This window comes from Apolloniradiicaulis salifontis (assembly GCF_053756655.1).
The window spans coordinates 1,008,666-1,021,815 of sequence record NZ_CM132387.1 but is presented as its reverse complement, the minus strand read 5'-3'; the positions used below and the strand labels follow the sequence as shown (position 1 = coordinate 1,021,815).

Genomic DNA, 13,150 nt, shown 5'->3' with positions numbered 1-13,150 from the left:
GTCGCCCCTGCGCGCCTAGCGGCTGGCGCTCAGGGCAGACCTGCGAGCGAGGCCGTTGCTCGCGCGCCAGATCCGACCCCGGCTCCGGCGCCGCCGCCGCAGACATCATCTCCCAGCGCGCCGATCACCACCCCGTCGGCGCCGCGCACATGTTCCCAGAGATAGCACCCGTCCCCGGCGGCGGGCGGGCGGCCCGGCGCGTACACCGGGTCGGCCTCGCCGGGCTGGCCCGGCGCATCGGCGGCGACCACGCTCCACTGCGGGCGGGCGCCGCCCGCGCTACAATCCCAGCGCCCGGTCTCGCCGAACCGGAAGCGGATCACCGGCGCACCGGCCTCCCCACGCGCATGGATCACATGGGCGGGTCCTGCGGCGCGCAGGCTCGCCATGGCGCTTGCGCGCGACGCTTCGAGGCAGGCTTCGATCGGCTCAAGATAGCGCGGCAAGGCCTCGCTCCAGCGTACGCTGGGGCCGACCTCGCGCGCGCACCCTTCATAGCTCAGGCGCCCGGCCCGCACATGCACGAAGCGGGCATGGTCGCGGCCGCCCGCCCGGCACACGCCGGACACAAGCTCCACCTCCACCGGCACGCCGCGGTCGCTGACCCCTTCAAACCGGCGCACGCCGTCGCTCAGCCATGAGCGCTCGGGGTCAAGCTCGGCCACCAGGCTGGGCGCGCCGTCCACGGCATGGCGATAGAGAATGACCGGCCGACCATCCTGCTCGTCAAACTCCATGAGACCGGAAAACGCAGCGCCGGCGAGCACGTAACCCGGTGCGGAGGAGCCGGCCGACCCGGTCGCGGCCGTCGTCGTCGCGGACCCGGTAGCGAAGCCCTGCGCCATGTCGGGCGGCGGGGCGCCGGTCGTGCAGGCGGTGAGAAGCAGAACACCGCCAAAAGCGGCGAATCTGGTAACAACATCCATGCGGGCCATGGCGCATCCCCTTGCGGTCCGGTTGAAACGCTACACGCCGGGATGCGCGACAGGAAGGGCCGTCAGGTTAAGCTTTGCTCATGAGCGGTGATTCCCGATACGGCTTTTATGAGTTTTTCTGCGGCGGCGGCATGGCGCGCCGCGGCCTCGGACCGCGCTGGCGCTGTGATTTCGCGAATGATTTCGACCCGGCCAAAGCCGCCGCCTATACCGCCAATTATGGCGACGGCGATCTGCATGTGGGCGATGTGGCCGCGGTGAAGCCTGATCAGCTGCCTGGCGCCGCCGATCTCGCCTGGGCGAGTTTTCCCTGCCAGGACCTGTCGCTGGCCGGCGCCCGCGCGGGCCTGTCGGGCGGCCGCTCCAGCGCGTTTTATCAGTTCTGGCGCCTGATCGAGGCGCTTCAGGAGGAAGGCCGCGCTCCGCGCCTGATCGGGCTGGAAAACGTGCCGGGGCTGCTCACCTGTTCTGGCGGCGCAGACTTCACCGCGCTGTGTCGAACGCTGGATGCGGGCGGCTACCGCGTCGGCGCCCTGGAGATCGACGCGCGCTGGTTCGTGCCCCAGTCGCGGCCGCGCCTGTTCGTCACCGCGCTCCGCAAGGATCTGGAGATCCCCGAAGATCTGGTTCTGGACACCGCCCCGGACATGCTCAGCCCGTTTCATACCCGCGCCGTTAAGAAGGCCGTCGATGCGCTGCCCGCCGATCTTAAAGCCAATTTCCTGTGGTGGGCCCTGCCCGTGCCGCCGGCGCCCAATGAGACGCTGGAGCACAAGCTTGATCCGCCCCGCCGCACCCCCTGGCACAGCCCGGAAGAGACCCGGCGCCTGCTCTCGCTGATGAGTGCGGCGACCCGCAAGAAGCTCGACGCTGTGAAGGCGCAGGGAACGCCGGCCATTGGTGCGCTTTACCGGCGCATGCGTGTGGAGAAGGATGTGAAGGTGCAGCGCGCCGAGGTGCGCTTTGACGGGCTGGCCGGGTGCCTTAGAACCCCCGGCGGCGGCTCGTCGCGCCAGTTCATCGTTTCGGTGAAGGGCCGCCGGGTGCGCACCCGGCCCATGACGGGGCGCGAATACGCCCGTCTCATGGGCCTGCCCGATGACTATGTGCTGCCGGGTTCTGAGCGCGCCGCCCTGCATCTGGCCGGCGACGGCGTGGCGGTGGACGTGGTGCGGTTTCTGGGCGAGCACCTGTTTGAACCGGTCCTCGACCATGCCCGGGCCGCGGCGCTCGCGGCCCAGTGACGGGGAACGAGACCGGGGAGCCGGGCGAAGCCGGTTCGAACCCGAAGGGTTCGCAAGGACGACCGTCCGCCCGCAGCGTCAGCGAGGACCGACTGAGCGGACGCGAAAGAGGACAGGAAAAAGTGGGGAACGAACCCGGCCGTCACGACGTCTTCACGCCTGAAGAGCGCTCGCGCGTCATGGCGCGGGTGAAGGGCAAGAACACCAAGCCCGAACTGAAAGTCCGCCGCCTCGCCCATGGGCTCGGCTATCGCTATCGCCTGCACCGCACGGATCTGCCCGGCACGCCGGATCTGGTCTTTGCCGGACGGTGCAAGGTGATCTTCGTTCATGGCTGCTTCTGGCATGGCCATTCTTGCGCCCGCGGCTCGCGCAAGCCGAAGACGCGCGCGGACTACTGGGCCGCCAAGATCGCCCGGAATCGCGAGCGTGATGCGCGCGTCCAAGCCGAACTCAAGGAGCAGGGCTGGCAAAGCCTGACGCTCTGGGAATGCCAGCTGAAGGACGCCGAGGCGCTGGCCGCGCGGATGAACGCGTTCCTGACTTAAACGTCCACGCCCACGGCGTCGGCCAGACGCTCAAATCCGTCGCGCTTTAGAAGATCGGCGAGCCCGTCACGGATGCGCACCGCCAGCCCGGGGCCCTGATACACCAGCGCGGTGTAGAGCTGGACCGCGTTCGCGCCGGCGCGGATCTTGGCGTAGGCGGTTTCAGCCGAATCCACCCCCCCGACGCCGATGATGGGCAGATCCGGCCCGGCGGCTTTTCGAAAGGCGCGCAGCACCGCAGTGGAACGCTCGAACAGGGGCTTGCCCGACAGCCCGCCGGGCTCCTCGCGATTGCGGCTCTGCAGCGTGTTCGGCCGCTGGATGGTGGTGTTCGACACGATCAGGCCGGACAGCTTGTGCGCGGTGATCGCCGACAGGATGGCGTCCACATCGGCGTCCTCTATGTCCGGCGCGATCTTGATGAAGACCGGCTCGGCCCAGCGCACGTCATTGACCTTCTTCAACAAATCATCCAGCGCCGCGCCGGTCTGCAGTCCGCGAAGACCCGGCGTGTTGGGCGAGGAGACATTGAGAGTGAAGAAATCGGCGAGCCCGGAAAGCGCCTTCAGCAGGATCGCATAATCCCCAGCGCGATCCTCTGAGTCCTTGTTGGCGCCCAGATTGACGCCCACCACGCCCGGCGCCGGGCTTTCCTGGCGCGCCTCAAGCCGGGCCTTCATCGCATCAAGGCCCTCATTGTTGAAGCCCATGCGGTTGATCACCGCCTTGTCCTCGCGCAGGCGGAACAGGCGTGGTTGCGGATTGCCGGGCTGGGGGCGCGGCGTTACGCCGCCAACCTCCACAAAGGAGAAGCCGGCGCGCAAAAGCGCATCGGGGACTTCAGCGTTCTTGTCGAACCCGGCGGCGAGGCCCACCGGATGGGGCAGTTCGATCCCGCCGATCGCGGTGCGCAGAACCGGGTCGGGCGAAGCCGCCGCCTTCGGGCCGAATCCCGCCTTGAGGCCGCGAAGCGCCGCGCGATGGGCGGTTTCGGCCGGCAAGAGCGTCAGGAGCCGGGCGGCCAGATCGCTCATGTCAGCTCCTCGGGCAGGCGCCATTCGCCCTCATCGCCCTGCCGGATCAGATGCACGGCGCGCACAGTGTCCCAGGCAATCACGCCGTAGACATGGGGGAAGCTCTCCCCGCCCCGGGATTTTTCCCATTTCAGACTATCGCCCAGCGCCGCCGCGTCGATCTCTGCCACGGCCAGACGGCTCGCCCCGGCGTAGTGGGCCATCAGCGTGCCCGCGAGCTGTTCGCGCGTGGAGCAATGGATAAAGCCGTCGGCTTTGTCATGGGCCTCGCCCTCGTAGGCGCCGGCGGTTGCGGCGGCGGCCAGGGCGCCGGGCGCGGCGATGCGATAGATCGTGTCTGTCATGGCGCGCACCTAGCCCCGCGCGCCGTCATGCGCAAGAGGATCCGTAGAGGCGACCGCCCGGCGCCCATGCGCACCGCGCGGCTTTCGATCCGTAAAAAAGGTGGTGAAAGGAAAGTTTTCCTGCTAAAGGATCACAAATCATGAGAGAGACCGGCCATGCTCACCCATGCCCAGATCTGGCGCGGCATTGACCGCCTGGCCCAGCGCGCCGGCCTGTCCCCGTCCGGCCTCGCCCGCCAGGCAGGACTGGACCCCACCACTTTCAACCCGTCCAAGCGGGTCAGCACCGACGGCTTGAAGCCGCGATGGCCCTCGACCGAGAGCCTTTCCAAGGCGCTGAATGCGGCGCGGGTGAATTTTGAAGATTTCGCCGCGCTCGCGGGTGGAGGCGCGGCGGGCCGCTCGGTGCCGCTGATCGGCTTTGCGCAAGCCGGCAGCCAGGGCTTTTTCGACGATGCGGGGTTTCCCGCCGGCGCCGGCTGGGAAGAGGTGCGCTTTCCCGGAGTCGAGGACGACAACGCCTATGCGCTGGAAATCTCCGGCGACTCGATGGCCCCGGTCTACCGTGACGGCGACCGCATCGTGGTGGCGCCCGACGCCCCGCCCCGGCGCGGCGACCGGGTTGTGGTGAAGACCCGCGGCGGCGAGGTGATGGCCAAGGAACTCGGCCGCGTCACCGCCCGCACGGTGGAGTTGATCAGCCTCAATCCGGACTATGAGGATCGGATCCTCGATCCGGCTGAGATCCTCTGGATCGCGCGGATCGTGTGGGCGAGCCAGTAGGCCCCTAAGGCCAGATCGCCTCGGGCGGCATGGAGGAGAGGATGCTCTCGATATTGCCGCCGGTCTCCAGGCCGAACTTGGTGCCGCGGTCATATAGGAGGTTGAATTCGGCGTAGCGGCCGCGGCGGATCAGCTGTTCGCGGCGATCGGCCTCGGTCCAGCTTTCTCCCATCCGGCGCTCGACGATCTTCGGATAGATGTCCGCGAAGGCCATACCCACATCGCGGGTGAACGCGAAATCCGCCTCGAAATCGCCCGTGTCTAGATGGTCGTAGAAAATCCCGCCGGTGCCGCGCGGCTCGGCGCGGTGCTTGAGCCAGAAATACTCCTCGCACCAGGCGTCGAAGCGCTCGTAATAATCCTCTCCATGGGCGTCGCAGGCCGCTTTGGCGGCGGCGTGGAAGTCCCTTGTGTCCACAAAGCTCTTGTCGCGCTGGTAATCCTGGGTGGGGTTGAGATCCATGCCGCCGCCGAACCAGTTCACCGTGGTGGTGATGAAGCGCGTATTCATGTGCACCGCCGGCACGTGCGGATTGCGGTGGTGGGCGATCAGCGAAATACCCGTGGCGAAGAAGCGCGGATCGTCCTCGGCGCCGCGCACCCGGCCGGCGAACTCCGGGCTGAACTCGCCAAACACCGTGGAGACGTGCACGCCCACCTTTTCAAACAGGCGCCCGCGCATGATGCCCATGACGCCGCCGCCCAGATCGTCGCCTTCACCGCCGCGGCTCCAGGGTTTCAGCTCGAACCGCCCCGCCTCGCCGGAATACAGCGCGGGATCGGCCTTGTCCTCCAGCGCCTCGAACGCCGCGGTGATCCGGTCGCGCAGCGATTCAAACCAGGCGCGGGCGCGCGCACGGCGCTCCTCCAGAGTATCGGCGGCGGGTTGGGCGAGATCGGTCATGGCGAGTCCTTGAAATTCTGGATGTTGCGAGACAAGCGCGCGCCGCCCGATTTGGCAAGCCGCGGCCGGCGCTTGCGCCGCAAATCTGCATCGTCGTCCACATGCGGCGCCGGGCGCTGGCGCGCAAACACGAGCGCGGCTAGGCTCGCCCTCCTATTACAATCATCGTTCGAGCCCGCCCATGTCAGATCCCCTCGCCCAGTTCCAGGCCGCGCTTCAATCGGAGGACCTGCTGGCTGTCTCCATCGCCGCGCGCGCCCTGATCACGGCGGCGCCTGCGCTGGGGTCGGACTGGGCCGGTGTCGCCGGCGCCGCGCTCGAGGCCGGTGACGAGATCGCTGCGCTCGACGCAGCAAAGCTGCTTGTGACGGCGGCCCCCAATTATCCCCAATCCCATGTCTGGATCGCCTCGGCGCTGTCGGCCATGGGCGACCATGGCGGCGCCCTCGCCGTGTTGGAGGCGCAGATCCAGCGCTTTCCCGGAGAGGCCGATCTTCATCGCCGGGCCGGGCGCGCCCTGATAGAGCTCGGTCGCTCCAGCGCCGCCCATGACCGGTTCAAGGCCGCCATCAATCTGAACGGCTCCGACGCCCTCGCCTGGGAAGGTCTGGCTGAGGTCCGCGCATTCAAGCGTGGGGACGAAGCGTTGCTGGCCATGGAGGAGCTGCGTATCGGTTTTCCCGCCGAGACGCCGGACCGCGATCGCGGCGTGCTGTCCTACGCCCTGGCGCGCGCCTATGACGCGCTGGGTGATCACGAGATCGCCGCCCGCCGAATCGCAGAAGCCGCCGCTTTTTTCCGCCAGAGCGCGCCCTTCGACGTAGCCACCCACCAGCACGCTATGAGCCGTATCGCCGCGACTTACGACGACCGCTTCGCGAAGGCCAATGAGGAGGCCGGCGTGCTCGACGCGCGCCCGGTCTTCATCATCGCACCACCCTGCACCGGCGCTGACTGGATCGCGAAAACCCTGTGCGCCGGCGACGGCGTGGCCCGGCTGGCGCGGCGCAACGCGCTGTTCTGGATGGCCGCCTCGCCGCTCGGCGATCATGACAGCGAAGCGCTCCTGCGCGAGCTGGACAGCGGGGAAAGCGAGGGCCTGTTCACCTCCATCGCCCACACCTATCTGGCCCGCCTGGGCGAACAGGTGGGCCGCGACGCGCGCCGGGTGATCGACCCGTCAGCCCTCACTGAAATGGCGGCCGGCGTCATGGGGCTGTCGCTTCCGGCGGCGAAATTCATCCGCATCACCCGCGAGCCCCGCGATCTGGCCTGGGCGATCTACGCGCGCCGGTTCCGCCGCGGCCGCAACTGGAGCTATCACCCCGACGACATTGCGCGCGTTCTGGCCTCCCATAGGCAGCTCTGCGCACGCTGGGACGCCCTGTTCGGCGACCGCATCCACACCCTCGCCTATGAAGATCTTGTCGCCGACCCGGCCGCCGCCATGAAGCCGCTGGCGGCGTTCCTGGGCGTTGATCCGGCGCCGGTCACCGCCGAAGCCTGGCTTCGCGCCGACGTGCTGAAAGCCGACCCGGTGGGCGTGCACAAACGTGTGGGATCACGGTTTGAACCGGTGGAAGCGGCGCTGAAGCGGGCGGGTCTTGTCTAGGCGCAGCGCTCGGCGCGCACCAGGCGCGCCATCTCGGCGCCCGCCTCGCGCACCGGCGCGCCCGATTGCTGAATGCGCGCCAGGATCATGGCGCCTTCCAGCGCCGCCAGGGTGAGGCCCGCCAGGCGCCGGGCCCGATCCGGCGGCGCCCCGTCATCGGTGATCATCTGCGCCAGCGCCTCCACCGTCCGCGAGAACGCGCCGGCGATGGCGCAGGCCAGATCGCCCTCGCTAGGGGTCTGCTCCAGCGCCACTGTGGCGAGCGGACAGCCGCGCGTGAAGCCTGACCCTTCCAGCCAACCGGCCAGATCGCTGGCGAAGGCTTCAATGGCGCCGGCGGCGTCATCGGCCGTCTCACGGCGCGCGCGCAGCGTCTCACGCAGGAGCCCGCCCGCCCCGCGCATGGCGGCGGCGGCCAGTTCCGCCTTGCCGCCGGGAAAATGATGATAGAGCGAGCCCTTGGGGGCGCCCGCCACGGTCAGGATATCCGACAGCCCGGTGGCGGCGTAGCCCTTCTCCTGAAAAAGCCGGGCCGCCGCGCTGATCAGGCGCGCGCGCGAATCCGGAGCGCCGGCGCGCCCCTGTGCGGACGTGGCTGCGCGCGGCTCTTCGGGCGTCGGACTTGTCCTGCGTTTGATCTCGAGTTTTTCAGCCATGGCGGGCTCCCTGAATTCACCTTGCCCTGGTCCGGCGGCCCGTGTCTATATAGACCGGTCGGTCTAGACGGGAGACAAGCATGGCTGAGAATGACAAATCCGGCGCGGGACATCCCGCCAAGGCCGCCAGCCGCCAGGCCGCGGCGGGCGTGAAAGTCGACGCCGCGCTCCTGCGTGAGGTCGTCAAGATGCAGCCCTTCACGCGCTGGACCGGATTGGAGATCCTCAAGGCAGAGGACGGCGTGGTGGAGACCCGGCTCGTCTTGCGGTCCGAGGACATGACCCAGCACCACGGCTTCCTCCATGGCGGGCTGGTGGGCTTCCTGGCCGACAACGCCGCAGCTTACGCCGCCGCCACACTGGTGGGCGACGTGGTCACCAGCCAGTTCTCCCTCAACTTCCTCGCGCCCGGGATCGGCGAGGCGTTCCGCGCCCGCGCCCACGTGGTCAAGGCCGGCAAGCGCCAGGTCACCGTGCGCGTCGACGTCATCGCCGAGCAGGGAAACAAGGAGAAACTCATCGCGGTGGCCCAGGCCACGATCACCCCGGTGGGGTGACGGCTCCAGGCCCGGCGGCGATGAAAGGGCGCCGACTCCGGCCCGCATCGCGGTGCTCACCTATGACGAGTACGGCAATCCCGGCCCCACCAATACCGGCCGCTATCAATACACCGGCCAGACCTGGCTCGCCGACGCCAGCCTCTATCACTACAAGAACCGCGCCTATAATCCCCGCCTCATGCGGTTCATGCAGGCCGATCCCATCGGCCACTCAGGCGGGATGAATCTCTACGCCTATGTGGGCGGAGACCCTGTGAATTACGGCGATCCGTGGGGGTTGAGCCGCCTTGTAAACCAAGTACCGCATGATCCGCCGCCCCCAACAGACTGTGATGCATTCGGGACCATCTGTGGCAAAAGGATTCGGCTTGCGAGCCTGTGGGAGGCGCTGGCGGACTCGATCCGAGACGAAAATAGGCGCGTCCTGCGGAACGCAGCCTACGTGGGCTTTGATGTGGGTGAGGTGGGAGTTAGCAACCTGCAGCCGAGGGTGGATGAGGGAGAACAACCGTTTTGCCCCATAGACTTTACGCCCCATGGGGAGTCAAAGGGACAAAACCCGAGGCATAGTGGGTATGGATATAATACTGACCTCCCCGGCGGCTATAACGATGCCGTGGCTGTATTCACGGGGCTAAGCCGGCTTGCGGGCGATACGTCCACGCGAGTAAGCCCGCAATTCGGCAGAGCTGATATCCTTATGCGATCGTATCCCACCGGTATACAGTTGCGAAGGAGTGTAAGGGACGGTCGCTGGCGGATAGACATACCAGCCAACACGTTCCAGCTGACCGAGCCAGAGACAATTCATTTCACAGGTGGAGAAGGCAATATATGCCCGACATGATACATAAGCGTATTCTCGAAGATGCCCGCCAAATTCATGTTTTGCTCGATTGGCCGAGAAAGCCCATGGAAGTTGTTTCAATTTTATTTGAAACCGATAGCGGCATGTATATTGCGATCCCCCAAGAAGATACGGAGAATGGCTTTTACGAGAGTTACATGTACGCGACGCCTGCAAAACCGTCGGAAATAAATGATTTCAAATCAGTGTTGGGCAGTTCAAGAATCCGATCCTACGACGGCCCCATAAAATCTTATGGTACGACTGTCATTCATCCGATTTCGCCCGAGACGCAGAATATAGGGCAAAAAAAAATAGAAATTATTATGAATAATAATAGAAAATTGTCCTTGATTAGCGATCGAAATGGGACATACACCTATACATTCATGCTTTTTGATAATTAATAGTATCATTGATGCGTAAGACGACGCCAGAACGATGTTCCGAATCGCCTCTAGGCCAAATCGAAAGATCTGTAATAATAAAAATTGATTATGTTTTAATCTTATACATATTGTTATTTATTTCCTTCGGGGTATTTTATTTATTCAATTTCCGTTTTCAGATAATTGGTTTTAATGTTGATGGCATATTGGCAATTTGTATCCTTATCATGACCATTTGGGGTGGCGTCAGGGGTTGGCGGTCAGATCGGTGAAGCTAGAATTTCGATTCGCGGCGCCATCGCCCCGTACAACGACTCCACCGGGGCGGTGCGCACACGCTGGGTGCACGGCCCGGGCATGGATGAGCCGCTGGTGGAATACGCCGGCGCGGGGACCAGCAACCGCACCTTCCTGCACGCCGACGCGCGCGGAAGCATCATCGCCCACACCAACAGCTCTGGAGCCCTCACGGCCACCCTCACCTATGACGAGTACGGCAATCCCGGCCCCACCAATACCGGCCGCTATCAATACACCGGCCAGACCTGGCTAAGCGACGCCGGCCTCTATCACTACAAAAAACCGCGCCTATAACCCCCGCCTCATGCGCTTCATGCAGGCCGATCCCATCGGCCACTCAGGCGGGATGAATCTCTACGCCTATGTGGGTGGAGACCCGGTGAATTTCGGCGATCCATGGGGGTTGTCCAAGGATGTGATCGTCGTCATGGGTGCGGCCCCCGATTGTGACGTCAATTGCCGCGTCGCACGGCGCTGGCGCGCGCTGCGCGATTCCGTACTTCGCGAAAACTACGCCACATTGAACCGGGTATCGCTTGAGAGCGTGGAAAAGTCTATCACGCAGGGTGAACACCAGCCTTCAAACTCCTGTCCAAAAGTGTCAATATCCGAAGGCCAATCACCGACATCTCATGCATTCGCATCGTTGGACGGCGCGGTCGCAGCAGTCGCTGAGGCGGCAAGAGAATTCACGGCGCGCACGGGGAGCGAAGTCGCGGGTCGAATATATTTTCGCCATGGAGGATACGTCCACGGGCCGCTTGCGATCGGACTACCTGGCGGCGGCTCGGTACGACCGCCCGAAGTCACGGATATGCGAAACTTTAGCGCAACGTGGCATAGCCAACCCTCAGGAAGCACTCACGCCAATCGGTTTTCACTTCGGGACCAGAACGCGCTTAGGGGCGACTTCTATCAATTGAACCGCACAGCTTCGTTGTCGGAGTATGTTGTCGGCCCCGATCGTATTGGCGCACTCACTCTCCCAGGGTCGCGATTGGGTGGTTTTCCAAGAGGTGGTCGAACTGTAATGGAGACCTGCCCATGATCTGGTTGCCCGCGTTAGTCCTTGCGCTCACCGCCAGCGACTGGCCCGACAGCTGCGCCGACCCATACGAGCGCTACGATATCCCGCCCGGCGGCGTGCCGGTCCAGCGCACCTGCACGTTCTATGGACGCGATGCCCTTTTTTTGGCGCACGCCCACAACATACTGAGCTCTTACCCGAAGCGGTTCGCAAGTGAGAAGTACCAGATTGAAATCGTGGAATGGGTGGGCGCCTATCAGGTGAGAATGTCGCTCGACCCGGCCTACCAGATCGACTGCGAGGCGCGGCACGGCGCGATCCTGGAGCTCATTATCAATTATCCGGTTTCAGATTCAGAGTTCGAAAGAGCTTTGGAACACCACCAGATAGGAGTGATTGTGACGGTTTCCGAGCAGAATAATTCAAGGTTAGGGTCTCGGTTCACCTGTCCAGCTTATTATGAAGCCCATCCTCACCCCCTGCTTTCTGACGACGACCTATGGGAGGGCGATGGCTAGCAAGGGGAATCGCCCAGTTCGTAGCAGCCGCCATCTGGACAAAAATCGGGGACACACACCTGTTTCCCTTGCGCCAACGGTCGCCTCGGGTCGCGCATCACGCGCTCGAACCAGACCTTCACCTACACCTATGACGCCCTTGGCCGGGTCACCAATGTGGCCGCACCGTCCGGCACGCCGGGCTCGGGCTACACCTACGACAATTTCTCTAACCTTCTCACCGCCTCGGCGGCCGGGCGCACGATCACCAACACCTGGGATGCGCGCGGGCGGCTGATCCTCCAGGCTGGCCCCAACGGAACGGTGAGCTACACCTATGACGCGGCGAACCGGCGCACCGGGCTTGGATAGCCAAGCAGCTTTTAGGGGGTGTACGACTATAGCGCCGCCAGCCGGCTCACCGCGATCCGTGAGAACGGCGCCATGTCCGGTGTCGGCGTGCTGGCGGGCTTCGCAGGAGCTTGACCTCGCGCTCGCCAATGGCGAGAGCCGAGGACGATCTGGGGCAGGCGGTCTCGGCTCCGCTATCGGGCAGGCGGGCCGTCCGTTCAGGAGCCTGCCCGGCGCTGCTTCACGGGCTTTGGACGCTCTCGGCGACGCCTCCCGCACGCGCGCACCTGCGCAATTGCGCCGCATCCGGCATGAAGCCGGTTGAAAAACGAGGGGGGTCGTTTTAAGCCGCGTCTGTGGCGGGTTCTGCGTACAACACCTGTGATGCGTCAGCGCGACGCATCGGCGCGCAGAGACCCGGTTCTAAATCTGGCTTGGCCGCCGGCGCTTTGCGGGGATAATCCTCGCATCTCGGCGGACGGTTCCAATCGAGAGGTCGGCACGTGACGGACGTGAATAACAATCCCGAGACCGGGCAAGAGCCCAGCCGCAGGGACTTCATCTATATCGCCGCGATCGGCGCCACCGCGGTTGGCGGCGTGTTCGCCATCTGGCCGTTCATCGATCAGATGAATCCGGCCGCCGATACGCTGGCGGAGGCCACCACCGAGATCAACATCGCAGAGCTCTCCGAGGGCTCTGAAATGACCGTGATGTTTCGCTCGAAGCCGCATTTCGTGCGCATGCGCTCGGCCGCCGAAGTCGAGGCCGCACGCGCAACCGAGATGTCGGCCCTGCCCGACCGGAATGCGCGCAACGTCAACATCGAAGACGGCGCGCCGGCCACCGATGAGAACCGCTCGGCGCTGACCGCGGTCCTGAATGACGGGGTGGAAGTCGACGACGCGGTGCGCGCCTCGCTGCTGGTCACCAGCGCGAGCTGCACCCATCTGGGCTGCGTGCCGACTTCGGAAGCCGGCGATTACGACGCCTGGTTCTGTCCGTGCCACGGCTCGCACTATGACAGCTCGGGGCGCATTCGCCGCGGACCGGCCCCTGAAAACCTCCCGATCCCGCCGATGACCTTCATCTCGGCGACGACGCTGCGGCTCGGCTAGG

Annotated in this window: 17 protein-coding genes; 12 read left to right on the top strand and 5 right to left on the bottom strand. The window is 65.1% G+C overall.

Annotated features, from left to right (window positions below; genetic code table 11):
• Positions 1-29: 29 nt before the first annotated feature.
• Positions 30-935, bottom strand: coding sequence for a hypothetical protein (locus ACWCOP_RS04955; protein WP_478250115.1), 906 nt, complete (start codon positions 933-935; stop codon positions 30-32).
• Between the two features lie 80 nt (positions 936-1,015).
• Here ACWCOP_RS04955 and ACWCOP_RS04950 point away from each other — a divergent pair, with 80 nt between their 5' ends.
• Together ACWCOP_RS04950 and ACWCOP_RS04945 are read left to right on the top strand one after the other, a co-directional pair.
• The gene (locus ACWCOP_RS04950) at positions 1,016-2,179 is read left to right on the top strand and encodes a DNA cytosine methyltransferase (protein WP_478250114.1); all 1,164 of its coding nucleotides are present in this window, start codon (positions 1,016-1,018) and stop codon (positions 2,177-2,179) included.
• Between the two features lie 122 nt (positions 2,180-2,301).
• The gene (locus ACWCOP_RS04945) at positions 2,302-2,727 is read left to right on the top strand and encodes a very short patch repair endonuclease (RefSeq protein ID WP_478250113.1); all 426 of its coding nucleotides are present in this window, start codon (positions 2,302-2,304) and stop codon (positions 2,725-2,727) included.
• Here ACWCOP_RS04945 and ACWCOP_RS04940 read toward each other — a convergent pair.
• Together ACWCOP_RS04940 and ACWCOP_RS04935 are read right to left on the bottom strand one after the other, a co-directional pair.
• Entirely contained in the window at positions 2,724-3,761 is a 1,038-nt protein-coding gene (locus ACWCOP_RS04940) for a quinone-dependent dihydroorotate dehydrogenase (RefSeq protein ID WP_478250112.1), read from the bottom strand. The two genes, ACWCOP_RS04945 and ACWCOP_RS04940, sit on opposite strands and share 4 nt — an antisense overlap.
• The gene (locus tag ACWCOP_RS04935) at positions 3,758-4,105 is read right to left on the bottom strand and encodes a DUF952 domain-containing protein (RefSeq protein WP_478250111.1); all 348 of its coding nucleotides are present in this window, start codon (positions 4,103-4,105) and stop codon (positions 3,758-3,760) included. Before ACWCOP_RS04935 ends, ACWCOP_RS04940 begins: the two co-directional genes overlap by 4 nt.
• 156 nt (positions 4,106-4,261) lie before the next feature.
• Here ACWCOP_RS04935 and ACWCOP_RS04930 point away from each other — a divergent pair, with 156 nt between their 5' ends.
• On the top strand, positions 4,262-4,888 hold the full coding sequence (locus ACWCOP_RS04930) for a S24 family peptidase (protein ID WP_478250110.1): 627 nt from the start codon (positions 4,262-4,264) through the stop codon (positions 4,886-4,888).
• A 4-nt stretch (positions 4,889-4,892) separates the two neighbouring features.
• Here the strand turns inward: ACWCOP_RS04930 and hemF are convergent, their stop codons facing one another.
• Positions 4,893-5,792 carry an oxygen-dependent coproporphyrinogen oxidase gene (gene hemF / locus ACWCOP_RS04925; RefSeq protein WP_478250109.1) on the bottom strand — a complete coding sequence of 300 codons (900 nt, stop codon included), beginning with the start codon at positions 5,790-5,792 and terminating at the stop codon, positions 4,893-4,895.
• Between the two features lie 181 nt (positions 5,793-5,973).
• Here hemF and ACWCOP_RS04920 point away from each other — a divergent pair, with 181 nt between their 5' ends.
• Positions 5,974-7,404: a sulfotransferase family protein gene (locus ACWCOP_RS04920; RefSeq protein ID WP_478250108.1), complete on the top strand. Its 1,431-nt coding sequence runs from the start codon at positions 5,974-5,976 to the stop codon at positions 7,402-7,404.
• Here the strand turns inward: ACWCOP_RS04920 and ACWCOP_RS04915 are convergent.
• Positions 7,401-8,060: a TetR/AcrR family transcriptional regulator gene (locus ACWCOP_RS04915; RefSeq protein WP_478250107.1), complete on the bottom strand. Its 660-nt coding sequence runs from the start codon at positions 8,058-8,060 to the stop codon at positions 7,401-7,403. The genes ACWCOP_RS04920 and ACWCOP_RS04915 overlap by 4 nt on opposite strands.
• Positions 8,061-8,140: 80 nt before the next feature.
• On the opposite strand from ACWCOP_RS04915, the gene ACWCOP_RS04910 reads away from it, so the two are divergent.
• The 8 genes from ACWCOP_RS04910 to petA all read left to right on the top strand — a co-directional run bounded on the left by ACWCOP_RS04910 (position 8,141) and on the right by petA (position 13,149).
• The gene (locus ACWCOP_RS04910; RefSeq protein WP_478250106.1) at positions 8,141-8,617 is read left to right on the top strand and encodes a PaaI family thioesterase; all 477 of its coding nucleotides are present in this window, start codon (positions 8,141-8,143) and stop codon (positions 8,615-8,617) included.
• Positions 8,618-8,669: 52 nt separating this feature from the next.
• Complete coding sequence (locus ACWCOP_RS04905) at positions 8,670-9,467, top strand: RHS repeat-associated core domain-containing protein (RefSeq protein ID WP_478250105.1); 798 nt, start codon at positions 8,670-8,672, stop codon at positions 9,465-9,467.
• Positions 9,455-9,874: a hypothetical protein gene (locus ACWCOP_RS04900; RefSeq protein ID WP_478250104.1), complete on the top strand. Its 420-nt coding sequence runs from the start codon at positions 9,455-9,457 to the stop codon at positions 9,872-9,874. Before ACWCOP_RS04905 ends, ACWCOP_RS04900 begins: the two co-directional genes overlap by 13 nt.
• A gap of 222 nt (positions 9,875-10,096) precedes the next feature.
• Positions 10,097-10,450, top strand: coding sequence for a hypothetical protein (locus ACWCOP_RS04895; protein WP_478250103.1), 354 nt, complete (start codon positions 10,097-10,099; stop codon positions 10,448-10,450).
• A gap of 10 nt (positions 10,451-10,460) precedes the next feature.
• Positions 10,461-11,204: an RHS repeat-associated core domain-containing protein gene (locus tag ACWCOP_RS04890; protein ID WP_478250102.1), complete on the top strand. Its 744-nt coding sequence runs from the start codon at positions 10,461-10,463 to the stop codon at positions 11,202-11,204.
• Positions 11,201-11,701, top strand: coding sequence for a hypothetical protein (locus tag ACWCOP_RS04885; protein WP_478250101.1), 501 nt, complete (start codon positions 11,201-11,203; stop codon positions 11,699-11,701). The genes ACWCOP_RS04890 and ACWCOP_RS04885 overlap by 4 nt, the downstream gene beginning before the upstream one ends.
• 156 nt (positions 11,702-11,857) lie before the next feature.
• Positions 11,858-12,052, top strand: a complete 195-nt coding sequence (locus ACWCOP_RS04880; protein WP_478250100.1) for an RHS repeat domain-containing protein — start codon at positions 11,858-11,860, stop codon at positions 12,050-12,052.
• 482 nt (positions 12,053-12,534) lie between these two features.
• Positions 12,535-13,149, top strand: coding sequence for a ubiquinol-cytochrome c reductase iron-sulfur subunit (petA, locus tag ACWCOP_RS04875; protein ID WP_478250099.1), 615 nt, complete (start codon positions 12,535-12,537; stop codon positions 13,147-13,149).
• The last annotated feature ends 1 nt before the right edge of the window (position 13,150 follow it).